Source organism: Paramagnetospirillum caucaseum (genome assembly GCF_000342045.1).
GTDB lineage: Bacteria > Pseudomonadota > Alphaproteobacteria > Rhodospirillales > Magnetospirillaceae > Phaeospirillum > Phaeospirillum caucaseum.
This window is the reverse complement of the sequence record NZ_AONQ01000034.1, coordinates 1-23,090: the sequence shown is the minus strand read 5'-3', so window position 1 is coordinate 23,090 and position 23,090 is coordinate 1. Positions and strand designations below refer to the sequence as shown.

At 65.1% G+C, this 23,090-nt stretch carries 25 protein-coding genes and 2 pseudogenes; 19 read left to right on the top strand and 8 right to left on the bottom strand.

The features are described from left to right. Positions 1 to 5: 5 nt before the first annotated feature. Genes kdpC through kdpF form a run of 4 tightly spaced genes read right to left on the bottom strand, consistent with a single transcriptional unit; the run spans position 6 to position 4,458 of the window. Positions 6 to 587 carry a potassium-transporting ATPase subunit KdpC gene (kdpC, locus tag H261_RS13190; protein ID WP_008618281.1) on the bottom strand — a complete coding sequence of 194 codons (582 nt, stop codon included), beginning with the start codon at positions 585 to 587 and terminating at the stop codon, positions 6 to 8. Positions 588 to 598: 11 nt separating this feature from the next. Beyond that, positions 599 to 2,656 (bottom strand): potassium-transporting ATPase subunit KdpB, encoded by a 2,058-nt coding sequence (kdpB, locus tag H261_RS13185; RefSeq protein ID WP_008618279.1) that lies wholly within the window; start codon positions 2,654 to 2,656, stop codon positions 599 to 601. Between the two features lie 11 nt (positions 2,657 to 2,667). Then, positions 2,668 to 4,347, bottom strand: coding sequence for a potassium-transporting ATPase subunit KdpA (gene kdpA / locus H261_RS13180; RefSeq protein WP_008618276.1), 1,680 nt, complete (start codon positions 4,345 to 4,347; stop codon positions 2,668 to 2,670). A 9-nt stretch (positions 4,348 to 4,356) separates the two neighbouring features. Further along, complete coding sequence (gene kdpF / locus H261_RS24845) at positions 4,357 to 4,458, bottom strand: K(+)-transporting ATPase subunit F (protein ID WP_008618275.1); 102 nt, start codon at positions 4,456 to 4,458, stop codon at positions 4,357 to 4,359. Between the two features lie 316 nt (positions 4,459 to 4,774). On the opposite strand from kdpF, the gene H261_RS13170 reads away from it, so the two are divergent. Further along, a protein-coding gene (locus H261_RS13170) for an IS3 family transposase (protein WP_085988770.1) occupies positions 4,775 to 5,961 on the top strand; the annotation gives its coding sequence in 2 pieces (ribosomal slippage) (positions 4,775 to 5,027 and positions 5,027 to 5,961; 1,188 coding nt in all). Between the two features lie 17 nt (positions 5,962 to 5,978). On the opposite strand, the pseudogene H261_RS23910 reads toward H261_RS13170, so the two are convergent. Next, positions 5,979 to 6,092: pseudogene (locus tag H261_RS23910) on the bottom strand (transposase); the annotation flags it as partial. 357 nt (positions 6,093 to 6,449) lie between these two features. Here H261_RS23910 and H261_RS13165 point away from each other — a divergent pair. The 12 genes from H261_RS13165 to H261_RS13110 all read left to right on the top strand — a co-directional run bounded on the left by H261_RS13165 (position 6,450) and on the right by H261_RS13110 (position 17,568). Then, on the top strand, positions 6,450 to 7,607 hold the full coding sequence (locus H261_RS13165) for a tyrosine-type recombinase/integrase (RefSeq protein WP_008618267.1): 1,158 nt from the start codon (positions 6,450 to 6,452) through the stop codon (positions 7,605 to 7,607). Between the two features lie 93 nt (positions 7,608 to 7,700). After that, complete coding sequence (locus H261_RS13160; RefSeq protein WP_152426860.1) at positions 7,701 to 8,447, top strand: hypothetical protein; 747 nt, start codon at positions 7,701 to 7,703, stop codon at positions 8,445 to 8,447. A 150-nt stretch (positions 8,448 to 8,597) separates the two neighbouring features. Further along, positions 8,598 to 8,852, top strand: a complete 255-nt coding sequence (locus H261_RS13155) for a hypothetical protein (protein ID WP_008618263.1) — start codon at positions 8,598 to 8,600, stop codon at positions 8,850 to 8,852. A 65-nt stretch (positions 8,853 to 8,917) separates the two neighbouring features. Continuing rightward, positions 8,918 to 9,310, top strand: a complete 393-nt coding sequence (locus H261_RS13150) for a hypothetical protein (RefSeq protein WP_008618261.1) — start codon at positions 8,918 to 8,920, stop codon at positions 9,308 to 9,310. Continuing rightward, positions 9,307 to 11,175: a PriCT-2 domain-containing protein gene (locus H261_RS13145; protein ID WP_040476449.1), complete on the top strand. Its 1,869-nt coding sequence runs from the start codon at positions 9,307 to 9,309 to the stop codon at positions 11,173 to 11,175. The genes H261_RS13150 and H261_RS13145 overlap by 4 nt, the downstream gene beginning before the upstream one ends. Next, positions 11,176 to 11,943, top strand: a complete 768-nt coding sequence (locus H261_RS13140) for a hypothetical protein (protein WP_040476447.1) — start codon at positions 11,176 to 11,178, stop codon at positions 11,941 to 11,943. Between the two features lie 74 nt (positions 11,944 to 12,017). Next, positions 12,018 to 12,311, top strand: coding sequence for a nucleotidyltransferase family protein (locus H261_RS13135; RefSeq protein ID WP_008618258.1), 294 nt, complete (start codon positions 12,018 to 12,020; stop codon positions 12,309 to 12,311). A 1-nt stretch (position 12,312) separates the two neighbouring features. After that, on the top strand, positions 12,313 to 12,669 hold the full coding sequence (locus tag H261_RS13130; protein WP_008618256.1) for a HepT-like ribonuclease domain-containing protein: 357 nt from the start codon (positions 12,313 to 12,315) through the stop codon (positions 12,667 to 12,669). 16 nt (positions 12,670 to 12,685) lie between these two features. Next, entirely contained in the window at positions 12,686 to 15,130 is a 2,445-nt protein-coding gene (locus tag H261_RS13125) for a TOTE conflict system archaeo-eukaryotic primase domain-containing protein (protein ID WP_008618254.1), read from the top strand. Between the two features lie 35 nt (positions 15,131 to 15,165). After that, the gene (locus H261_RS23395) at positions 15,166 to 16,947 is read left to right on the top strand and encodes a DUF2786 domain-containing protein (protein WP_008618252.1); all 1,782 of its coding nucleotides are present in this window, start codon (positions 15,166 to 15,168) and stop codon (positions 16,945 to 16,947) included. A gap of 67 nt (positions 16,948 to 17,014) precedes the next feature. Beyond that, positions 17,015 to 17,266 (top strand): type II toxin-antitoxin system ParD family antitoxin, encoded by a 252-nt coding sequence (locus H261_RS13115; protein ID WP_008618250.1) that lies wholly within the window; start codon positions 17,015 to 17,017, stop codon positions 17,264 to 17,266. Continuing rightward, the gene (locus H261_RS13110; protein ID WP_008618248.1) at positions 17,263 to 17,568 is read left to right on the top strand and encodes a type II toxin-antitoxin system RelE/ParE family toxin; all 306 of its coding nucleotides are present in this window, start codon (positions 17,263 to 17,265) and stop codon (positions 17,566 to 17,568) included. The genes H261_RS13115 and H261_RS13110 overlap by 4 nt, the downstream gene beginning before the upstream one ends. A gap of 41 nt (positions 17,569 to 17,609) precedes the next feature. Here H261_RS13110 and H261_RS26080 read toward each other — a convergent pair whose 3' ends face one another. Continuing rightward, positions 17,610 to 17,714 carry a DUF3489 domain-containing protein gene (locus H261_RS26080; RefSeq protein WP_235062926.1) on the bottom strand — a complete coding sequence of 35 codons (105 nt, stop codon included), beginning with the start codon at positions 17,712 to 17,714 and terminating at the stop codon, positions 17,610 to 17,612. A gap of 171 nt (positions 17,715 to 17,885) precedes the next feature. Between H261_RS26080 and H261_RS13105 the strand changes: the two genes are divergently transcribed. The 4 genes and pseudogenes from H261_RS13105 to H261_RS26070 all read left to right on the top strand — a co-directional run bounded on the left by H261_RS13105 (position 17,886) and on the right by H261_RS26070 (position 20,677). Next, positions 17,886 to 19,100, top strand: coding sequence for a site-specific integrase (locus H261_RS13105; protein WP_008618247.1), 1,215 nt, complete (start codon positions 17,886 to 17,888; stop codon positions 19,098 to 19,100). Continuing rightward, entirely contained in the window at positions 19,097 to 20,017 is a 921-nt protein-coding gene (locus tag H261_RS13100; RefSeq protein ID WP_008618246.1) for a tyrosine-type recombinase/integrase, read from the top strand. Before H261_RS13105 ends, H261_RS13100 begins: the two co-directional genes overlap by 4 nt. Then, positions 20,014 to 20,244: pseudogene (locus H261_RS26075) on the top strand (site-specific integrase); the annotation flags it as partial. The gene H261_RS13100 and the pseudogene H261_RS26075, both read left to right, overlap by 4 nt. Positions 20,245 to 20,371: 127 nt before the next feature. Beyond that, complete coding sequence (locus H261_RS26070; protein WP_235062928.1) at positions 20,372 to 20,677, top strand: DUF3489 domain-containing protein; 306 nt, start codon at positions 20,372 to 20,374, stop codon at positions 20,675 to 20,677. On the opposite strand, the gene H261_RS13085 is transcribed toward H261_RS26070, so the two are convergent. Further along, positions 20,678 to 21,307 carry a tyrosine-type recombinase/integrase gene (locus H261_RS13085; protein ID WP_008618244.1) on the bottom strand — a complete coding sequence of 210 codons (630 nt, stop codon included), beginning with the start codon at positions 21,305 to 21,307 and terminating at the stop codon, positions 20,678 to 20,680. Between the two features lie 218 nt (positions 21,308 to 21,525). After that, positions 21,526 to 21,747, bottom strand: a complete 222-nt coding sequence (locus tag H261_RS13080; protein ID WP_008618243.1) for a hypothetical protein — start codon at positions 21,745 to 21,747, stop codon at positions 21,526 to 21,528. Positions 21,748 to 22,486: 739 nt separating this feature from the next. On the opposite strand from H261_RS13080, the gene H261_RS13070 reads away from it, so the two are divergent. Together H261_RS13070 and H261_RS26865 are read left to right on the top strand one after the other, a co-directional pair. Next, entirely contained in the window at positions 22,487 to 22,834 is a 348-nt protein-coding gene (locus H261_RS13070; protein WP_008618242.1) for a site-specific integrase, read from the top strand. 36 nt (positions 22,835 to 22,870) lie between these two features. Then, the coding region (locus H261_RS26865; protein WP_456095271.1) for a DUF7168 domain-containing protein at positions 22,871 to 23,090 on the top strand (220 nt) is incomplete at its 3' end.

Genomic DNA, 23,090 nt, shown 5'->3' with positions numbered 1-23,090 from the left:
CAGCTTCACCTCATGGGCCAGCGCTCGTCCAGAACCAGATTCAGGCGCAGGACATTGACCCTGGGTTCGCCCAGGACTCCCAATTCCCGCCCTTCCACGTGGTCCATCACCAGAGTGCGGACCTGATCCATGGGAATGTGCCGCGCCATGGCCACCCGCTTGATCTGCCACATCGCCGCCGCCGGGGTGATGTGGGGGTCCAGCCCCGAGGCGGAAGTGGTCAGCAGATCGGCGGGAACCGGGCCGCTTTCTTCGGGATGGGCGGCGCGCAGCGCCGCGTCCCGCTCGGCCACGGCCTCGGCCAGGGCCTTGGCGCTGGGGGCGAGATTGCTGCCCCCCGAATTGGCGGCGTCGTAAGGGGCGACGGCGGTGGCCGAGGGGCGGCCCCAGAAATAGCCCCGTCCGGTGAAGGTCTGGCCGATCAGGGCCGAACCGATCACATGGCCGTCCTTCTCGATCAGGCTGCCGTTGGCCTGCCAGGGGAAGGCAATTCCCGCCAGTCCCGTCACGGCGAAGGGATAGGCCAGACCGGCGATGAGGGTCAGCAGAACCAGCAAGGTGAGGGCGGGCCGCAATTCCTTGACCATATCCGTCTCCGTCACGCGAGGCCGAGGGCGGCGATCATCATGTCGATCAGCTTGATGCCGATAAACGGGACGATCAGGCCGCCGAGGCCGTAGATCACAAGATTACGCTTCAACAGCACCTCGGCCGCCGCCGGACGATAGCCCACGCCTTTCAGCGCCAGGGGGATCAGGGCGACGATGATCACGGCGTTGAAGATGATGGCCGCCAGGATGGCGCTTTGCGGGCTGGCCAGTCCCATGACGTTGAGCGCCCCAAGCTGGGGATAGGAGGCCAGGAACAGCGCCGGGATGATGGCGAAATACTTGGCCACGTCGTTGGCGATGGAAAACGTGGTCAGCGCCCCCCGGCTCATCAGCAGTTGCTTGCCGATCATAACGATCTCGATGAGCTTGGTGGGGTCGCTCTCCAGGTCCACCATGTTGCCGGCCTCGCGCGCCGCCTGGGTGCCGGTGTTCATGGCCACCCCCACATCGGCCTGGGCCAGGGCGGGCGCATCGTTGGAGCCGTCGCCGCACATGGCGACCAGCTGACCGCCTTGCTGGTGCTCGCGGATCAGTTCCAGCTTCTTTTCCGGCGTGGCCTCGGCCAGATAGTCGTCCACCCCGGCCTCGGCGGCGATAGCGGCGGCGGTCAGCGGGTTGTCGCCGGTGACCATCACCGTGCGGATACCCATGGCCCGCAGCGTGGCGAAGCGCTCGCGGATACCCGGCTTGACGATATCCTTCAGGTGGATGACCCCCAGCGGACGACCATCGCGGGCCACCACCAGGGGAGTTCCTCCGGATTTGGCGACCCGCTCCACCAGTTGGACCAGATCCTTGATCCCCCTTCCCGGCGTGGTTCCGGAACGCTCGGCCACATGGGCGATGATGGAATCCGACGCCCCCTTGCGGATCTGGGCATGGGACAGATCGACGCCGCTCATGCGGGTCTGGGCGGTGAAGGGGATGAAGATCATGTCAGCCCGCTCCGGTTCCTTAAGCTGGAAGCGGATGCGGGCCAGGGCGACGATGGACTTGCCCTCGGGGGTTTCGTCGGCCAGCGACGACAGGAAGGCGGCCTCGGCCAGATCGTGCTCGTTGACGTCGGCCAGGGCCAGGAACTCCGATGCCTGCCGCGCGCCCAGGGTGATGGTGCCGGTCTTGTCCAGCAGCAGCACGTCGATATCGCCCGCCGCCTCCACCGCCCGGCCCGACTTGGCGATGACGTTGAACTTCACCAGCCGATCCATGCCGGCAATGCCGATGGCCGACAGCAGCCCGCCGATGGTGGTCGGGATCAGGGTGATGAACAGGGCGGCCAGGAACACCACCGGGATGGCGGTGCCCGACCACGACGCCCAGGCCGGCAGGGTCGCCACCACGATCAGGAAGATCAGGGTCATGCCCACCAGCAGGATGGTGAGCGCGATCTCGTTGGGGGTCTTCTGGCGCCTGGCGCCCTCCACCAGGGCGATCATGCGGTCGAGAAAGGCCTCGCCCGGATTGGCGGTGATCCGGATGACGATGCGGTCGGAGACCACGCGGGTGCCCCCGGTGACCGCCGAGCGGTCCCCGCCGGATTCGCGGATCACCGGCGCGCTTTCGCCGGTGATGGCGCTTTCGTCCACGGTGGCGATGCCCGTCACCACATCGCCATCGCCGGGAATGGAATCTCCGGCCTCGCAGACCACCAGATCGCCGGAGCGCAGATCGGCGGCCGCCACCACCTCGTGGCGGGTGGAACCGACGGCGCTCACCCGCTTGGCCACCGCTTCGGACTTGGTGCGGCGCAGACTGGCCGCCTGGGCCTTGCCGCGCCCTTCGGCGATGGCCTCGGCGAAATTGGCGAAGATCACGGTGAACCACAGCCAGGCGCTGATCTGAACCATGACGCCGCTCTGCGCCCCGCCCGATGTGACATCGCGCAGAGTCAGGACCGTGGCCAGAACCGCTACCAGGGCGGTGGTGAACATCACCGGATTGCGGACCAGTTGGCGCGGGTCCAGCTTGATCATCGAATCCTTGCCCGCCTGGGCCAGGACGGCCCCGTCGAACAGGGACAGCGCCGCGGGACGATGAATAGTCATGACGCTCTCCTTCAGAACAGGGTTCCGGCGGCCAGCGCCAGGTGCTCGACCACCGGGCCGAGGGCCAGGAGGGGGAAATAGGTCAATCCCCCCACCACCAGGATCACGCCGACCAGCAGGGCGACGAACAGCCCGCCATGGGTGGGGAAGGTTCCGGCCGAAGACGGCACGGTCTTCTTGGCGGCCATGGAACCGGCGATGGCCAGCACCGGGATGATGATGCCAAAGCGGCCGATCACCATGGCGACCGCCAGGGCGGTGTTATAGAAGACGGAGTTGCCCGACAGGCCGCCGAAGGCCGAACCGTTATTGTTGGCGGCCGAGGCGAAGGCGTAGAGAACCTCCGACAGGCCGTGCGGCCCCGCCGCCGCGATTCCGGCCAGTCCGGCCGGGGTGATCATGGCCAGCCCCCCCAATCCCAGCACGCCCAGCGGCGTGGCCAGGATGGCAAGCATGGCCAGCTTGACCTCGCGGGCCTCGATCTTCTTGCCGAGATATTCCGGGGTGCGCCCCACCATCAGCCCGGCGATGAACACCGCGATCAGCACGAAGACCAGGATGCCGTAGAGGCCGGAGCCGACGCCGCCCACCACCACCTCGCCCAGCAGCATGTTGACCATGGGAACGAGGCCGGCCAGCGGCAGCAGCGAATCATGCATGGCGTTGACCGCGCCGCAGGAGGTGGCGGTGGTGACGACGGCGAACAGGGTGGAGGCGGCAATGCCGAACCGCACCTCCTTGCCCTCCAGGTTGACCATCCCGCCCAAGGCAGGATTCCCCCGGGCCTCGGCCCCATAGGCGGCAAGGACGCCGACAAGGAACAGCAGCCCCATGGCGGTCAGGATGGCCCAGCCCTGGCGGGTGTCGCCGACCATACGGCCGAAGGTGTTGGTCAATCCCGCGCCGATGGCGACGATGGCCACCAGATGAATCAAGTTCACCAGGCCGTTGGGGTTCTCGTAAGGGTGGGCGGCATTGGCGTTGAAGAAACCGCCGCCATTGGTCCCCAGATGCTTGATCATCATCTGGCTGGCCACCGGTCCCTGGGCGATGACCTGCCGGGACCCCTCCAAGGTGGCTGCCTCGGCATGGGCGTTAAGGTTCTGCGGCACGCCTTGCCACACCAGAACCAGCGCGCCCACCACGCAGATGGGCAGCAGCAGGTAAAGCGTGGTGCGGGTCAGGTCCACGTAGAAATTGCCGATGGTGCGGGCCGAGCGGCGGGCGAAGCCCCGGATCAACGCCACCGCGACGGAGATTCCCGCCGCTGCCGACAGGAAGTTGTGAACCGCGAGGCCCGCCATCTGCACCAGAGTGCTCATGGTGCTTTCGCCGCCGTAATTCTGCCAGTTGGTGTTGGTGCTGAAACTGATGGCGGTATTGAAGGCGAGATCGGGGGGCACGCCTCCTTGACCGGCCGGATTCAACGGCAGGAATCCTTGCAGACGCTGCAATCCGTAAAGAGTCAGCACCGCCAGCAGATGGAGCACCAGCAAGGACAGGGCGTAGCCGACCCAATTCTGCTCGCGGGCGGGGTCGATACCACAGAGACGATAGAGGACGCGCTCGATCGGCGCGAACAGGCGCGCCCGCCCGTCATAAACCCTTGCCATGAATCCGCCCAGTACCGGCGTCAGCGCCAGTACCGCCGCGGCGAAGATCAGGATTTGAAGAATGCCGTAGGCGTCCATGCTCGGCTCCTAGAACTTTTCGGGGCGGAAAAGGGCGTAGGCCAGATAGCCGGACAGGGCCACCACCAGTATGCCGCCGATGATGAGCCCGAGGACTTCGTTGCCGGACATGGCAGCCTCCCTACAGACGCTCGCAGCCGCGCACCAACAGGGCGCAGCCGGCGAACAGGGCGAGGGTGGCGAGCAGGAAGATGACGTCGAGCATGGGGGCTCTCCGGAGGAAGGTCGGACTGTCATGCCGACCATCGCTCCAAAGCGCGTTAAGGTTCCATACGGAGTTATGGAACGTTCTTTATGACGGCTTTATGAGCCGGCGCGATCACGAATTGCAGCAGAATCAAAAAGCCCGCAAGCCGTTACCTCTGACCTGCCATGGGAATCTTCCTCCAGTCTGAAGTAGAGTCCGGCCCTGACAAGGACGGACGACATGAAGCGCAGCAGGTTTTCAGAGGAACAGATCATCGGCATCCTGAAGGAGCAGGAGGCCGGTGCGCCGACGGCGGAGGTGTGCCGCAGGCACGGGATCAGCTCGCCAACCTTTTACAAATGGAAGGCCAAGTACGGCGGCCTCGATGTGTCGGAAGCCCGGCGGCTGAAGGCGCTTGAGGACGAGAACGCCCGTTTGAAGAAGCTGCTGGCGGAGTCCATGCTGAACGAGGCGGCGCTCCGCGATCTTCTGGGAAAAAAATGGTGAGGCCCGCCGCCAAGCGGGATGCTGTCGCCCATCTGCGAAGCCAATTTGAGATGAGCGAGCGTCGGGCCTGTGCCGTGATCGCGGCGGATCGCACCATGATCCGCTACCGGTCGGTTCGGCCCGATGACAGCAGCTTGCGCCTCCGACTTCGAGCGCTTGCCCAGGAACGCCGCCGGTTTGGCTATCGACGGCTGTTCATCTTCCTCCATCGCGAAGGGGAGCCGTCCGGCATCACCCGCGTCTACCGGCTGTATCGCGAGGAGGGCTTGGCGGTGCGCAAGCGCCGCACCCGGCGCAAAGCCATCGGAACTCGCGCACCGATCCTGGTCGAGGCAAAGCCCAATGCCCGCTGGTCGCTGGATTTCGTCCATGACCAGTTGGAGAACGGACGGCGCTTCCGCGTGCTCAACATCGTCGATGATGTGACGCGGGAATGCTTGGCATCGGTTCCCGACACCTCGATCTCCGGCGTGCGGGTGGTCCGCGAACTGTCGGCGCTGATCGCCAGGCGGGGAAAGCCTGGGATGATCGTTTCCGATAACGGCACCGAGCTGACCTCCAACGCCGTGCTGAAATGGTCGCAGGACCATTGCATCCAATGGCACTACATCGCCCCAGGCAAGCCCATGCAGAACGGCTATAGCGAGAGCTTCAACGGCCGCATGCGCGATGAACTTCTCAACGAGACGGTCTTCACCAGCATGGCCCAGGCCCGCGCCGTCATCTCGGCCTGGATGGCCGACTACAACACCACCAGGCCCCATTCGGCCCTGGGATACCAGACCCCGGCGGTCCACGCCGCCAAACTCAAAGCAATGGGGCCGGTCTCTCCGCCCCTCCGGGGCTCCGAGCTCAGCCCCATTGCTCATACCGCGCCACACGGCGTAACTTTGGCCGAGACTCTACTTTCAGCCGGATGAAAGTTCCATGGCAGGTCAAAGGTCGGCGAGCTGATCCCGTGCTTGCGGCACAATTCCAGCGTCTTCGCCCCGGCCTCCTGCTCCTTCAGGATGCCGATGATCTGCTCTTCCGTGAACCTGCTGCGCTTCATATCGTCCGTCCTTGTCAGGGCCGGACTCTACTTCAGACTGGAGGAGGTTTCCCATGGCAGGTCAATGGCGTTGACATGACTTTCGAGCCATCACGACCCGAGAATCAAAAAGCCCGTAACTTATTGAAGTTACGGGCTAATTTGGTTGCGGGGGCAGGATTTGAACCTGCGACCTTCAGGTTATGAGCCATGCAACGCCCTATATCTAGCGCCTTGATTCGTTGACATATTTTTCTGGTTCGCCCTACAACCCCTGTATTTCCGCGCTTTTCTGTTGATGTCCTCTGTAAATCGACGCAATGTCACGTCAAACGGCACCATACGGTGTGTTGACATAGTGTTGACAGGAAAAGCCCAATGTCAGAACGCATCACCGACGCCATCGCCAAACGGGTCAGCGCAGGCGACCGGCCCCAGGTCTTCTTCTGGGATGCCGACGTCAAGGGATTCGGCCTGCGCGTCACCAATCGCGGCGCCAAGTCCTTCATCCTGGATTACCGCATCGGCGGTCGCCAGCGACGCATCACCATCGGCAGCTACCCCGACTGGTCGGTGGCCGCCGCCCGCACCGAGGCCGGCAACCTGAAGCGGGAAGTGGACCTTGGCAATGACCCCATGGGCGAGCGCCATGCCGACCGCGCCGCCCCCACCATGCGCGACCTGTGGGACCGCTACAAGCGCGACCACCTGCCGCGCAAGGCCGCCCGCTCCCAGGCCGACGAAACCATGATGTGGGAAAAGCTGGTGCTGCCCATCCTGGGCAAGCACAAGGTAACGGACGTCACCCATACCGACATCGAGGCCCTGCACCGCGACATCACCACCCAGCGCGGTACGCCGGTGCGGGCCAACCGCGTCATCGAGGTGGTACGCCGCGCCTTCAATCTGGCGATCCGCTGGGAATGGGTCGAGAAGAATCCCGCCTCGGGCCAGTTGCGCAACCCGGAAGAGAAGCGCCAGCGCTACCTGTCGCCCGAGGAACTGTCCCGGCTGTCGGCGGCGCTGGCGGCCCACCACGAACCTGTTTCCGCCGACGCCATCCGCATGCTGATGCTGACCGGCGCCCGCAAGAGCGAAGTGCTGGGTGCCACCTGGGAGATGTTCGACCTGGATGCCGGGGTGTGGACCAAGCCCAGCGCCCACACCAAGCAGCGGAAAGAGCACCGGGTACCGGTTTCGGCCAACGCCCTGACGCTGTTGAAGCGGATCAGGGAAACCGCCGAAGGGCCATACGTCTTCCCCGGCAAGGGCGGCGACCAGCCGCTGACCGACGTTAAGCGGTCCTGGGCGGCGGTGTGCAAGGCGGCCGACATCACCGGCGCCCGCATCCATGACCTGCGCCATTCCTTCGCCTCGCTGCTGGTCAGCGGCGGCGCGTCGCTGCCGATCATCGGCGCCATGCTGGGCCACACCCAGGTGCAGACCACCCAGCGCTACGCCCACCTCTACGACGAACCGCTGCGGGCTGCCGCCGACCATGTCGGCAAAACCATCGACATGGCGGGCAAGAAATAGCAAACTCGCCGCAGATGGAACGAATAGAGAAACTGCATGGCCAGCCGTGTCCCTCCCCTTCAGTGGCGAACCCTACAGGACATCGTCAACCACATGATCGCCACCACTGTCATGTCGGATGGGCGAACCATGGCCGAAGTATTGGAGCACTGGCAGAACAGCCGCGACAAGGAAACGGCGCTATACCATAGAAACGCGAACAACACCGCCGAGGACCACGAGCTTTACCAAACGGTCATGGAAGGGCATGACCAGCTGCTGTCCACGGCCATGAATAAGCTTCACCGGGCCATGATCAAGGACGCGGAAGCGGGCTTGTGGTTTGCCTTTGGGCTCCGCCACCCTGACACTCCGCAGGAAGTGATCCCACCCCGGTACTGGCCCTTCCTGACTCTTGATATTGAGGGTGAGATCGTGACAGGCGAGGGCATGACCTTCCGGGCCATCCGTTGCCTGCGGGCAGAAGACATCCCCCTTGACCATCCGATCATGGAACAGATCCGCGCGGCACGGCACCCGAAGGCCGCGCCTTGCCCAGCCGCGCCAGAGGTCGCCAATGACGCCCAACCTGTCGAAGGGGAATCCATCCCCCAGCCTCCAGTGGTTCTGTACAGCGGCACCCAGGGACGCCCGTCCTCGGTCGAGACTCTGATCATGCCGGAACTGCGCCGCCGGGCTGGCGCAGGCTGCATGGAACCCAGCCTTGCCAGGGAATGCAGGTATCTCTCCGAGTGGCTGCGGAGCAATCACCCCACCGCACACCAGATAAAACCGGTCTCGCTGGAGAACAGCCTGCGCCAGCTTCACCGCGAACTGAAGAGTACCCCCACGAAACACTGACCACCCCGGCGGGGCCATTAAACACCCCATTAAAAACCCCATTAAATTATGATTTCATGGGCATTTTAATGCATCTAATTCATGGGATTGATTGGCGATATCTGGATTGCCGACGCGGCGTTGCGCCGCTTGGCATGAAAGGAATCGACCATGACGGAGAGCTCCCCCACCCCGGCGGAAACCAACATCTTCCTCGGCTACATTGACGAGGACGAATACTGCCGCCAGCGCGGCATCTCGGTGCGCACCGCCCAGCGCGACCGCCAGCTTCGCCAGTCCCCGCCCTACACGGTCGTCGGCCAGCGCGTCATGTACCGCATCGACAGTATCCGCACCTGGCTGCTGGAGCGTGAGCGCCAAGTCGAGCGCAAGGCGTCCGCACCCCGCGCCGGAGGCCGCAAATGAGCGCCCCCATGACTCGGGAGCGACTCGATGCGGTTATTGCCCGCAGCGGCAGCAGGGCGCCGCACATGCTCCCCCTCCTCCATGCCGTCCGCGACAACGGTCTGCGCCTGATCATCCTGCCGCAGACGGGAGAGCCGTTCCTCAAGGCCCTGACGGAACCGGCCCGCCCATTCGTCGCGCTGATCGCCGACGACACCGACCGGGCCGTCGGGCCGGGGCATTACCACCAGAACTCCCTGCGCCATCTGGCTTCGGTCATCGGCGGTGGGGCGGTGGTATCCAGTGCGCCGCTGGTCGATGCCTATGCCGCCATGACGATGATGCCGGTGGTCTTCGGCGTCAACACGGTGATCGTCGAAACCCGCCCGGAACAGGAAATTCCCTGGATCAACGCCTTGCGCGCCGTCCAGCCGGAATTGCCGTTGATCGTCGCCACCGTCCATGGAGGCCACGCATGACGGATGTCCTCCCTGCCATCGACCAAGCCAAGGCACTGACGGAGTTGCGCCATACCCTGCGGCACAATGGCTACCATCCCGTGCCGATCTCCGGTGCCCACCTGTCCATCAAGGCCGCCGGCAAGCGGCCATTGATGCGGGGTTGGGAAACCGTCTGCGCCACCGCCGACGAGGCCGAAATCGGTCGGTGGGCCAAGAAGCAGCCCGAATGCACCAATACCGGCCTGCTGTGCGGCGGGATCGTCGGCATCGACATCGACGTGCCGGTCGAGCAACCGGCGGCGGCGATCGAACGCCTCGCCCGCGACATACTGGGCGACACGCCGCTGAAGCGCATCGGCCGTGCCCCCAAGCTGCTGCTGGTGATGCGGGCAACCCAGGCATTCGACAAGATCCAGACCCCGGAACTGCTGCTACCCGACGGCACCAGCGTCCGCGTCGAGATCCTGGCCACCGGTCAGCAGTTCGTGGGCTTCGGCATCCACCCCGATACCCAGGCCGACTATGTTTGGCCCGACCGCTCACCGTTGGAGGTGCCCGCCAGCGATCTGCCGGAGATCTGTGCCGAGCAATGCGCGGACTTCATCGCCCAGGCCGAGACGGTGCTGCGCGGCCTCGGCGGCCAGACGCGGGCCGAGATCAAGGGGAGCGAACGCGCCGGGCGCAAGGCGGCAGGACTTCCGGTGGGCGCCATCGCCGCCGGTGTCGAGGCCGCCCCCGACCGCGAGACCGTCGCGTCCGCCCTGGCCCAGATCCCCAATGACGACCTGCCCTACGACGACTGGGTCAAGGTCGGCTTCGCCCTCTATGCCGGCCTGGGGCCGGACGGGGTCGATCTGTGGGAAAGCTGGTCGGCCCAGTCGGCCAAGAACGATCCCGCCGCCACCATGGAGAAGTGGCCCGGCTTCGCGGCGGGCCGCAGCATCGGCGTCGCCACCCTGTTCTGGATGGCCAAACAGAACGGCTGGGAACGCCCCAAAGCCGCCCGCCCCCGCACACCCCGGCAGAACCCTTACGAGGGCATGAAGCGCGACTGGGCACCGTCCGGCCGTCCCACCATCCGCATCATCGCCGGCGATCTGCCCCGCATCGTCGGTGAAGGCGAAATGGCGATGATGAATGCCGGCCTTCCGCTCTATCAGCGCGGCAGCATGGTGGTGCGCCCGGCCTCGTCCGCCGTCACCATCACCGACGGGCACAAGATCAGCGCCCTGCGCCTCGTTGTCGTCAACCGCCACCATATTTCTGAGGCCATGACCTTCGCCGCCAACTGGGAACGGTTCGACGCCCGCGCCGAGGACTGGGTATCGACCGACTGCCCCTTGCGCATCGCCGACACCTATCTCGCCCGCGAAGGGATGTGGAAGCTGCCGGTGCTAACCGGCATCATCAACGCTCCGACGCTCCGCGCAGATGGCTCGTTGCTGAACCAGCCCGGCTATGATGCCGCTACCGGCCTGCTGTACGACCCGCAAGGGGGCTTCTTCCCCGCCATCCCTGCCCATCCGGATCGCGGTCTGGCGTTGTCCGCCCTGCGTTTCCTGCGCGGCGTGATCGAGACCTTTCCCTTCGTCACCGGGGCCGACCGGGCGGTGGCGCTGTCGGGGATGCTGACCGCCACCATCCGCCGCTCGCTGCCGGCGGCACCGCTGCACGGCTTCAACGCTCCCACCGCCGGATCGGGCAAATCCCTGCTGGTCGACATCGCCAGCATGATCGCCTCGGGCCGCCCCGCCGCGGTCATCGCCCAAGGCAAGACCGAGGAAGAAATGGAAAAGCGCTTGGGAGCCGCCCTGATCGCCGGTGATCCTCTGATCTCCATCGACAATTGCGAGATCGGCCTTGGCGGAGAATTGCTGTGCTAGGTGCTGACCCAGCCCATGCTCAAGGTGCGCCTGCTGGGAAAATCGCTCAATATCGAGGTGCCCAGCACGGCGGCGGTGTTTGCCACCGGCAACAACCTGACCGTGGTCGGCGACATGACCCGGCGCGCCATCCGCTGTACCCTGGATGCCGGGGTCGAGCGCCCCGAACTGCGCGAGTTCGACCGGGACCCGGTCGCCACGGTCGCCGCCGCCCGCGGCGATTACGTGGCGGCGGCGCTGACCATCCTGCGCGCCTTCCACCTCGCCGGCCGCCCACAGCAGACCACGCCGCTGGGCTCCTTCACCGAGTGGTCGCGCTGGGTCCGCGACGGGTTGATCTGGCTGGGCGAGGCCGACCCCTGCGCCACCATGGAAGAGGTGCGCGGCGCCGATCCCAAGCTGGAGGCGCTGACCACGGTGATCGAGCAATGGCACACCCATCTCGGCAGCCGCCGCGTCTCGGTCAAGGAGGTGATCGATGTCGCCACCGATCAGCTTGCCAGCTTCCATGGCCGGGCGGACTTCATCAACCCCGAATTCCGGGAAGCCCTGCTGGCGGTGGCCGGCGACGGCGGCGCCATCAGCGGCAAGCGCCTGGGCAAGTGGCTGTCCGCCAACCAGGGCCGCATCGTCAACACCATGCGGATCACCCCCGACGGCATCGTCTCCGGGATCTCCCGGTGGCGGCTACGGGGAAGCAGCGACGAAGCGGCGCAATCCATACCCCCCGCCTCCAATATCCGCCCGTTTCCCCACAACCAGGGCTGATCCCCACTGCCAAAGGCGCTTTTGCACCGCCCGCTCCGACGTTGTATAGTCGCAACCGGACCGAGGAGATGGACATGGATCGCGAGCAGGTCATGGCGGCATTGCGGGCTCACGAAGCGGAATTGCACCGCTTCGGTGTCGCGCATCTGTATCTGTTCGGCTCCGTCGCTCGCGAGCAGGCGCGGGCAGACAGCGATGTGGACCTTTTCTTCGATACCGACAATCCCCGTTTCAGCCTGATCGAACTGGTGGACATCCAGGAGCAGGTCAGCCGTATCCTGGGCACCGAATCCGACGTCATGACCCGTGCCAGCCTACATCCGATGCTTCGGCCCCGGATCGAATCCGAAGCGCTGCTGGTGTTCTGAGATGGGACGCACCGTCCTACTTCGCCTTTCCGACATCATGGATGCGATCTCCGGCATTGAAGCCGTCATCGGCCAAGCCAGCTTCAAAAGCTATACCGACAATTGGGGCATGCAACGTGCCGTCGAACGCGGGCTGGAAATCATCTCCGAGGCCAGTCGCCATATTCCCGACGATCTCAAGGAACTGGCCCCGGACATTCCCTGGCGGCAGATTGCAGCCATCGGCAACCTGCTGCGGCACGAATACCAGCGTACCGACGTGCGGGCGACCTGGAATATCGTCGGCGAACATCTGCCCCCGCTGGCGGCCGCAATCCGACTGTTGACGGCGGAAGCCGAACGGCAGGAGCGGGAGTGATCCCGCGCCGTTCTTCATGATCTTATCCGAGGCGGACGAAATCGCCGCGATCATGGCTCGGCTGACGGCTCTGGATGCCGAACGCGCCGACCTTGAATCCAGGCTCACCCGCCTCCGCGCCCGCGAAGCCAACCGTCGCGCCACGGATACCGAACGATCTCCAACGGCCCGCGTGACCGGCGCATCTCCCCCCGCCGCCAAGATCGCTCTGTTCCACTCGCTGTTCCGAGGACGCGACGATGTCTTCCCCAAGCGCTGGAGCAATCCCAAGAGTGGCAAGTCGGGATACTCCCCGGCCTGCGCCAACGAATGGGTACCGCGCCTGTGCGGCAAGCCCAAGGTCAAATGCGGTGATTGCCCAAACCGGCACTTCCTGCCCGTGACCGATACCATCATCGCCCAGCATCTTCGCGGCGAAGGAGCGGACGGGCGGAATTTCATCATCGGCGTCTATCCGATGCTGACTGACGAAACCTGCTGGTTCCTCGCCGCCGATTTCGACAAGAAATCATGGCGGGACGACGTCGCCGCCTTCCTGGATACCTGCCGGATCAAGAACATCCCGGCGGCGGTGGAGCGATCCCGGTCCGGCAACGGCGGACACGTCTGGATATTCTTTGCCGAACCGGTTCCGGCCGGACTGGCCCGCCGTTTGGGTGCCCACATCCTGACCGAGACCATGGAGCGCGCCCCCGAGCTCGGCTTCGATTCTTACGACCGCTTCTTCCCCAACCAGGACACCATGCCGGCGGGCGGGTTCGGCAACCTGATCGCCCTGCCCCTGCAGCGACGCCCCCGCGAGGCCGGCAACAGCGTCTTCCTGGATGACCAATTCGAACCCCATCCCGATCAATGGCAATACCTGTCGGGGGTCCGAAAAATGACGCTGGCGGAGGTCTCCACCCTGACCGACGAGGCCAGCCGCCAGGGCCGCATCCTCGGTGTCCGCCTGCCCATCGACGACGATAACGAGGAACCGTGGCTGGCACCGCCATCCCGGCGCAAGCCTGAGGCTCCGATCAGCGGCCCCTTGCCGGAAACGGTGGACATGGTCCTGGGCAATCAGGTCTACATCGACCGCACCGCCCTCCCCCCGGCCTTGGTCAATCGCCTGGTCCGTCTGGCCGCGTTCCAGAATCCCGAGTTCTACAGTGCCCAGGCCATGCGCCTTCCTACTTTCGGAACACCCCGCATCATCGGCTGCGCCGAATTGCTGTCGCATCACGTCGCCCTGCCCCGAGGCTGCCGTGATCAGGCGGAAGCCCTGCTCACCTCGTTGGGAATTGGCATCCACTATCGCGACGAACGCCATGCCGGCCGCCCCGTCGAAACCTCTTTCGTCGGAACTCTGACGCTGGAACAGCAGGCGGCAGCCGATGCGCTACTGCGCCACGACACCGGGGTGCTGGCGGCGACCACGGCGTTCGGCAAAACCGTGGTGGCCGCTTATGCCATCGCCGCCCGCAAGACCAACACGCTGGTTCTGGTCCACCGCCGGCAACTCCTCGACCAGTGGATCGCCCGCCTCTCTACCTTTCTCGATCTTCCGCCAAAATCCATCGGCCAGATCGGCGGTGGCAAACGCAAGCCCACCGGCATTGTCGATGTAGCGGTCATTCAAAGTCTGGCGCGCAAGGGCGAGGTCGATGACATCGTCGGCGAGTATGGCCATCTGATCATCGACGAATGCCACCATTTGTCGGCGGTCAGTTTTGAGGCGGTGGCCCGGCGCTGCAAGGCGAAATGCGTCCTCGGCCTGTCGGCAACCGTCAGCCGCAAAGACGGGCACCATCCGATCATCTTCATGCAGTGCGGCCCGGTGCGGTTCCGCGTTGATGCAAAGCGGCAGGCGGCCCAGCGTCCGTTCGGGCATCGGGTTGTTCTCCGCCACACCAGCTTCGCGCTGCCGCCGGGGATGGATGCCGACCGCCCGGCCATCCAGGAACTCTACAATGCCCTGGCCAGGGACGATGCCCGCAACGCCATGATCTTTGACGACGTGCTGAAGTCGCTGGAGGCCGGACGCTCGCCCGTGATCCTAACCGAGCGCAAGGACCATGTTCTGCTGCTGGCGGAACGGCTATCGCGATTCGCCCGGAATGTCATCGTTCTGCACGGCGGCTTGGGCGTGAAAGCAAGGCGTGCGCAGGCGGAACAGCTTGCCGCCATTGCCGACACTGAGGAGCGGGTGCTGATCGCCACCGGCCGCTATATCGGCGAAGGATTCGACGACGCCCGCCTCGACACGTTGTTCCTGACCATGCCGATCGCGTGGCGAGGCACGTTGGCTCAATATGCTGGCCGCCTGCACCGCCTCCACCCGGCAAAGCGTGAGGTGATCGTTTACGATTACGTCGATGATTTCGTCCCGGTGCTGGCTCGCATGAGCGGCAAACGGATCAAGGGCTACGACAGCCTGGGCTACCGTTGTGCCACGGCTTCGCCTGCGCCATTTCCGTGATACAACGACACGGCGACAATCACGGACGACAGCCAATGACCATCCATGCTCCTCCCTTGCCTTTGGCCGAGCGGGCCCGCCGACTGCGGCAAGCCGTGACGGAACTGGCCCTGGAAGCGCTGGCATTCTCGCCGCGGGCCAAGGTCGAGACCACCGTCCACGGCTGGCTGAGCAAGGGCTTTGATCCCACCGATCCGGACGGCGAAGCCGTGCTGGCGCGCGCCTTGGCCTTGGCCGCCGATCTGGCGATGGTCCTGCCCTCGGCCAGCGGCAGCACCGCCATCGACCGCCTGCTGCGCCAACGCCGCCCGCAGCCGGGTGAGGAGGACGCCTATGAAGCCCTGCGGGAAATCCGCTTCCGCCTGCTGCGAATCAAGGGTGAGGACGGTGCCGGAATCCTGCTGCTCGACGACATCGCCGACGGCGCCACGCTACGCCTCTGCAACGACACCCTGCCGGCGATGCCGGGGCTGACGCTGGCGATGCGACTGTGCCCGATTCCGGGAAGCGATGCCTTCATCGCCGTCAGTGCCGTCACCCCGCTCGATGACGCCACCCTGGCGGTGGCACGGCCCTTCATCCGGCCCGGAGGCAAGGGCCTGTCCAATCCCCATCGCTGCGCCGAGGCGATCTATCGCCATGTCCTGCGCCATGGCGGGCTGGAGGTCCCCGGCCTCACCGACACCTCCGGCCGCCTCGGCCAAGCGTCCGAGTTTCCCTACGGCCCCGAGGACAGCGACATCGACGCCCTGGCCTTCGCCTGGGCCGAAGCCGAACTCGGTGACGATGACCTTGCCCTCGCCCGCCGCATGGCCGATTCCGACAACCTGATCGAAGCGGTGTCCACCGGCGCCTTCGCTCGCCACTGCGGGCGCGACGATCTGGCGGACGGCTACGGCAAGCTTGCATCGGTGATGATGGAAACGCTCCAGCGCCGCGCCCGCTCCGGCTGGGGCGGGCGGGCACCATCGCTGGACGCCATCGCCGCAGCGATCAGCCGCAAGGTGGCGACGGGGGAACTTCCCCCGTCGGTGCGGGAATTGTTCGAGGAATTGCGCCGTCAGGTGCGGGTCCTGCCCGCCGGATCCCACGGCGATGCCGATCTCGACCGCCTGATCCAGCGCATCCAGGCGCTCAGGGCCAAGACGGTCGACCAGGGCTGCACCGAACAGGAAGCCCTGACCGCCGCCGAGAAGGTGGCGGAACTGCTGGACCGCTACGGCCTGTCGCTCAGCGAACTGGATTTGCGCCGCCAAGCCTGCGAAGGCGTCGGAATCGAGACCACCCGCCGCCGCACCGGCCCCATCGACGAATGTGCCCCCTCGGTCGCCGCCTTCTTCGACTGCCGCACCTGGATCGAGAAAAATCCGGCCGGACTGCTGCGCCACGTCTTCTTCGGCCTGCCCGCCGACGTGGAGGCGGCCCATTACCTCTACGACCTGATTGAGATCGCCTTCGCCACAGAAACCGAACGCTTCAAGGCCGGCGCCGTCTATGCCGAGTTGCATTCCAGCGAACGGCGCGGCGGCACCAATTCGTTCCAGGTCGGCCTGGGTCACGGCATCGCCCGCAAGCTGCACACCCTGCGCGAGGAGCGCGAAGCGGCGATGGTCCGCTCCACCGGGCGTGATCTGGTGCCGATCAAGGCGTCGGTAGTCGATGACGAACTGGAACGGTTGGGCATCAGCTTCAAGGTCAAGGACCGCCGGGCCGGACGCACGGTGCTGACCGACGCCTACGAGGCTGGCCACGAAGCCGCCGACCGCTTCGATATCCATCCCGGCCTGCATCGCCGGGGGGAACGCAAAACCCGCTGACGATGCCTCTTGCATCCCACCGTCCGGCGACCTACCTTATGTCAATGCTTGACATTCGAGGCTCGTCATGGCGACCAATGTGAGTTTGACGCCGGAACTGGAGCGCTTCGCCCGGACCTGTGTGGAGGTCGGCCGCTACAACAACGTCAGCGAAGTGGTTCGCTCGGGCTTGCGCCTTCTGCAGGAGGCCGAGGAGCGCCGGGCTGGGTTCCGCGCCATGCTGGCGGCGGTGGAAGCCGAGGCCGATCGGGAGGGTGACTTTGCCCTGGACGATGTGCTGGCCGAGGTCGATGAGATCATTGAGACCAGCCAGCAATGAGCGTCGCGACGCTGTCGCCCAGGGCGCGGAACGATCTGCTGGCGGCGATTCGCTGGATCACCAAGGACAATCCCGCCGCTGCGCGCGCCTTGAGGGAAGCAGTCGCGGCTACGGCGGGACGGATCGGCGTCCACCCGGAGATCGGGATGATTAGACCCGACTTGGCTGATCCACCATACCGTTTCGTGGCCCTCACCGGCTTTCCCTACGTCATCGTCTACAATTCCCAGCGGGTCCCGCCGAGAATCTTGCGCATCCTGCACGGAGCGCAGGACATCCCGGAGGTTCTGAGAGAGCCGTGAAGGGACGTGCCGCCACCCGTTGCCGGGGCTGCGGCTTCCCATCAGCAGTCCCGGATGCGATAGACTCGCCCACCGGTCTCGACCTTTTCGCTGGTGACCTCAAGGCCCAGCGACTTCTTCAGGGAACCGGAAATAAAGCCGCGCACCGAATGGGCCTTATGCCGAAGTCGGCATAAGGCCCATTCGGTGCGCGGATTATGCCGATGTAGGTCTGTAAGCGTCTGAATGCCCTCGAGTCCGTTGCGTCTGGGTCGGCATAATCCTCGGGGCTGAGGACTGGTAACGTCTCCTCTTTCACGTCGAAACGAGGAGACTTCATGTTGATCGAACCGAAAAAGAGACGGGGTAAGAACCCGGTCACGGCCCTTTCTAATGGCCTCGAGGAGGATTTACGGCGGCAAGGATACGCGGCCGGCACAATCTGGAAGCATCGCAAGCTGCTCAACGAACTGAGTGGCTGGTTGCAGGGTCAGCAGCTCCCGATGGGCGACTTGTCCATGGTGCAGGTTGATCGATTCATGGCTGACCGCCGTGCCGCTGGCGTACGCAAACTGAAGACACGCAAGGCACTGGGCCCAATTCTTGGCTATCTGCGCGGGCTGGGGTTGGCACCTACGGCCGAAGCACCGGTGGAAGACGGCCCCGCCGGGGAAATCCTGAACCGGTACCGGCGGTTCCTGACCACGGAGCGTGGCCTGGTCCCGGTGACGGCCGGTCGGTACATCGATTGCCTGCGCCCGTTCCTGGACCGCAGGATGGCGGCGGGGAAGCTCGATCTCGGGGGCCTGACCCCGGCCGATGTCACCTCCTTCGTGGTGGCGTGGTGCCCGTGCCTGAACTCCGGCGTGGCGAAGCTGACGGTCTCGGCGCTGCGGTCGTTCCTCGGCTTTCTGCATCTGGACGGCGTCACGGAATGGTCGCTCGTCCCGGCCGTTCCGAGGGTCTTGCGCCGCCGACTGGCCGGGTTGCCCAAGGGGCTCGAGCCCGATCAGGTGCGGCGCCTTCTCGCTGCCTGCGATGCCAGCACGGTCGTTGGTGTCCGCGATCTGGCGATCCTGACCCTGCTGGTCCGCCTCGGCCTTCGGCGCGGCGAAGTCGCCGGGCTCAGGCTTGACGATATCGACTGGCGCGCGGGCACGATCCGCGTGCGCGGCAATGGCGATTGTCACGAACTGCTCCCCCTTCCGCCGGATGTCGGCCGTCGAGTGGCCGAATACCTGCGCCATGCCCGACCGGCGGACGCTCAGGGCCGGACCGTGTTCGTTCGGCACTTTGCGCCCCATCACGCACTCGGCGCGAGTCGCGTGAGCACTATCGTGGCGGACGCCGCCCGGCGCGCGGGTATCGGGCGTGTCCACGCGCATCGCCTGCGCCATACGGCGGCAACGGAGCTCCTTCGCTCCGGCGCATCCTTGCCGGAGATCGGCCAGCTCCTGCGTCATCGTCGTGTCGGGACCACGGCGATCTACGCCAAGGTCGACCGCGACACCCTGCGCCTGATCGCGCGCCCCTGGCCGGAGGGCGCGCTATGAGCCACCTGCGCAATGCCCTTGCCGATTATCTGACCTTGCGGCGCGCCCTCGGCTACAAGCTGGATAAGACCGAGCGGCTTCTCGGCCAGTTTGTCGCCTTCGCCGAGGATCGCGGTGAGACCCATGTACGGACAGAAACGGCGCTGGCCTGGGCGACCCTGCCCGCAGGGGCTGATGCGATTTGGACCTCCCGGCGTCTGGCCGAGGTTCGTCTCTTTGCCCGGCACCTGCGCACGCTCGACCCAAGAACCGAGGTGCCGCCCGCCGACCTTCTGCCCGCACAGGTGCGCCGAGCAACGCCGTATCTCTACACGCCGCAAGAAGTCACGGACCTGATGCGGGCCACGGCGATCCTGCGCGGATCGCATTCGCAGGCTACGTACCGGACGCTGATCGGCCTCCTGGCGACAACCGGCATGCGGGTCGGCGAGGCGATCGGCCTCGACGATGCCGACTTCGACGCAGTTCATGGTATACTGACGATCCGCAAAGGCAAATTCGGCAAGTCCCGCGAATTGCCGTTGCACCCGACGGCCGTCGCAGCCCTGGGCAACTACCTGCGCCGCGACGATCGCTCCCGCCAGGCGGGCACGTCGGCCCTGCTGACCAGTTCGGCCGACAGACGACTGCGCTACAAAAACGTGCAGTGGACGTTCCAGAAACTGCTGCATCATTGCGGCATCGTGCCGCACTCGGCGACGTGCCGGCCCAGGATCCACGATCTGCGGCACAGCTTCGCCGTCAGCACCATTGTCGACGATTACCGGATGGGCGACCCCGGCTCCCGTCTCGCGATCCTGTCCACCTATCTCGGCCATGCCGATCCCGGCGACACCTACTGGTACCTGTCCGCTGCGCCGGAACTGCTGGGTCTGGCGGGCGACCGGCTCGAGCGCTACTTGGCGGGTGACGCATGAGTGCGCTCGCCACGACCCTGCAGGCGTTCTTCACCGACCGCCTCATCCGCCAGTGCCATGTCAGTTCGAACACGGTGCAATCCTATCGCGATACGCTGCGGCTGCTCCTGATCTTCGCGTCGGAGCGGCACGGCAAGGCGCCGGGAAAGCTCGACATCGACGATCTCGATGCGCCCCTGATCGGCGCCTTCCTCGACCATCTGGAGCACGAACGACAGAACGGCGTGCGCACCCGCAACGCCCGACTGGCCGCGATCAGGTCGCTGTTCCGGTATCCTGTCCGCCGCCTGCGCCCGCGAGGGTGGAGAGGTCCTGCCGCTGCCGGCTCATATCAAGGGGGGAGCGGTCACCAAGGTGATCGCCAGTCTTGCCGCCAAGGGGATGGTCGAAGAGGACGGTGCCGGTGCGCTGGTGGTCACCGCCACCGCCTTCGCGGCGCTGGGCCTCGAAGTCCCCGGCACGAAGGCCGTCCGCAAGGCCCGCGTCGGCACCAAGCAGGAAGCGCTGATCGCCCTGCTGAGGCGGCCCGAGGGCGCCAGTATCGCGGAGATCATGGAAGCGGCGAACTGGCAGGCGCATTATGCCGATTCCCGGATTATGCCGATGTCGGTTCGGAACCTGTTGTTTTTGGGGGAAACCGCTGCGAAGGGGTCGGCATAATCAGAGGGCTTCGAGGAAGGCGAGGAGTTTGTCGGTCGGTCGGAAGCGGCCGGGTTTGGTCGTGATCGGGGCTGTCCTCTCGAGGGCGCGTTCCTTGATCCGGAGATCCGCGTGCAGGTAGATATGGGTCGTTTCGATCTGTTCGTGACCGAGCCAGAGCGCGATCACCGCCGTGTCGATACCGGCCTGCAGCAGGCGCATGGCTGCTGAATGCCGGAGAACGTGCATGCTCACCCGCTTTCGCGCGAGGGACGGGTATCGGGCAGTTGCGTCTACGGCATATCCGGCCAGCCGACGTTCGAGCGCGTCGCGACTGAGGGCACGTCCGGTCCGTGTCGGGAACAGCGGTTCCGCTGGCAGACCTCCACGCTCGGCGAGCCATGCCCGCAGGGTCGCGACGGTACCGGATGTGAGCGGCGTGATCCGTTGCTTTCGCCCTTTGCCGGTGCAACTGACATGCGCACCGGCCCCAAGATGGACATCGGCGCAGTTCAGCCCGATCAGTTCGGAGGCCCGAAGGCCCGTCTGGACGGCGAGACCGAACAGCGCCGTGTCGCGCCGCCCGGTCCAGGTCGCCCGGTCCGGCGCAGCCAGCAGGACATCGATCTCTGCCTCGGTCAACCAGGTCACGAGCCGCCGTTCGAAGCGCTTCGGCGGAATGGCCAGAACGCGCTCGATGGTGGCGGCATGTTCGGGATGGCGCAGGGCGGCATAGCGCGTTGGGAATCGGAAAGTTGGATCATGGTGATTTCCTCGGGTTGGCGGCGTGGCGGTTCCACGCCTGTACCACCCCGGGCCCCGCCGGATGGACCCGGTCGGGGTGTTGAGGAAACCGGGGCGTCAGGTGATCAGGCTGGCGTGTTCCGATGCAGGGCCAGTGCCGCCCCGTGCAGTGCGGCCGCATCCGCCAGCATGCGGTCGAGATCGATGATGGTACCAATGGCAGCGTTTCGCTGGCCGTCGCGGACATAGCCGGTGGCTTCGTCCATGCGCGAGGTTATGTCGCGCAAGAGAGCTGCCAGGGCGTCGATATTGGCGGCAATGGCCGTTTCGGCGATGTGCTTGCTCATGATGGCCTCCTCTGTTCGTGGGACCATCCATCGCTCTGATCGCCGGACACATCAACGACTATCAACGATCACGCGGAGCCGCCGCCATGCGTCATTCTCCCCGCCCCCCCTTGTACCCGAAGAGATCGCGGCAATCTCCCTCGTGGTGGGTTTGGTGGGAGTAGTGGGTTTGCCCTCGCTCCTTCCTTATATTTGTCATGCATATATTTTTTCCCTCACATGACATGCATCTCTCTTTGTAAAAATATTTATCGTCTGACAGTTTCCTACGGGGTATGGCAGCAAACCCACCATGTCCACCAAACCCACCACGGTCACGGCACCAAATGGGACGGGCCGAAGCGGATGGAGCTCCCACCGCAGATTCCCGAGGGGGTCACCCTGCGCCGGAAAAACACGGGTCCTCCCTGGCACTTTCGCTATACGGGGGGCAACAGCGCGCCATTTCGCTAGCGACAGCCCAAAATTCTGGGTTACCACCCGTACCACCAGAAACGTCAGGTATTATGCGGTGTTGATGGTGGTAGCCGGGGTGGAAACCATGGTGGTAACTACCCGCTGGAAACTACCCAAAAGCAGCCCGAATGGGTGGTTCTGTGGTAACTGCCCGAATGGGTAGTTGGACTGAACGGCTTCGCCGAGGGGAGCAGGCTTACAGGTCGTCGTTCGCCGTGATTGGCGGTATTCCTTCTGAACCGGGATTTTCCCGGACTGCATCAACATCAGAAGGAAGTATTCGATGTCGAGATTGCGCGAACGCATGATCGAGGACATGACTCTGGCGGGAATGGCGCCGGAAAGCCAGCGAGCCTACTTACGGTCGGTTCGCCAACTGGCGGCCTACTACCGGCGCTCCCCGGATCATCTCGGTGAAGATGATGTCAGGACCTATCTTGTCGGCTTGGTCGACAAGGGCGTGGCCCGCGGTACCTTCAAGACGGCCCTGTTCGGCATCAAGTTCTTCTTCACGAGGACGCTCGATGTGGATTGGGATCTTTTTAAAAAAGACGATTTCGGCTTCCGCAACAGAAGCGGCTGCCGGATGCCGTTCCCGATGAGCACGTCCGCCGTCTGCTGGGCTGCATAAGAAGCCCCATCCACAGAACCTGCTTCGAGGTCATGTATTCGTGCGGCCTGCGGATCAGCGAGGACGGCTACGCCCTGCTTCGTCCGCCATGTCTTCTTCGGCCTGCCCGCCGATGTGGAGGCCGCCCACTATCTCTATGACCTGATCGAGGTCGCCTTCGCCACCGAAACCCGGCATTTCAAAGCCGGGGCGGTCTATGCCGACCTTGAGCCCGGTGAACGGCGCAGCGGCACCAACTCGTTCCAGATCGGCCTAG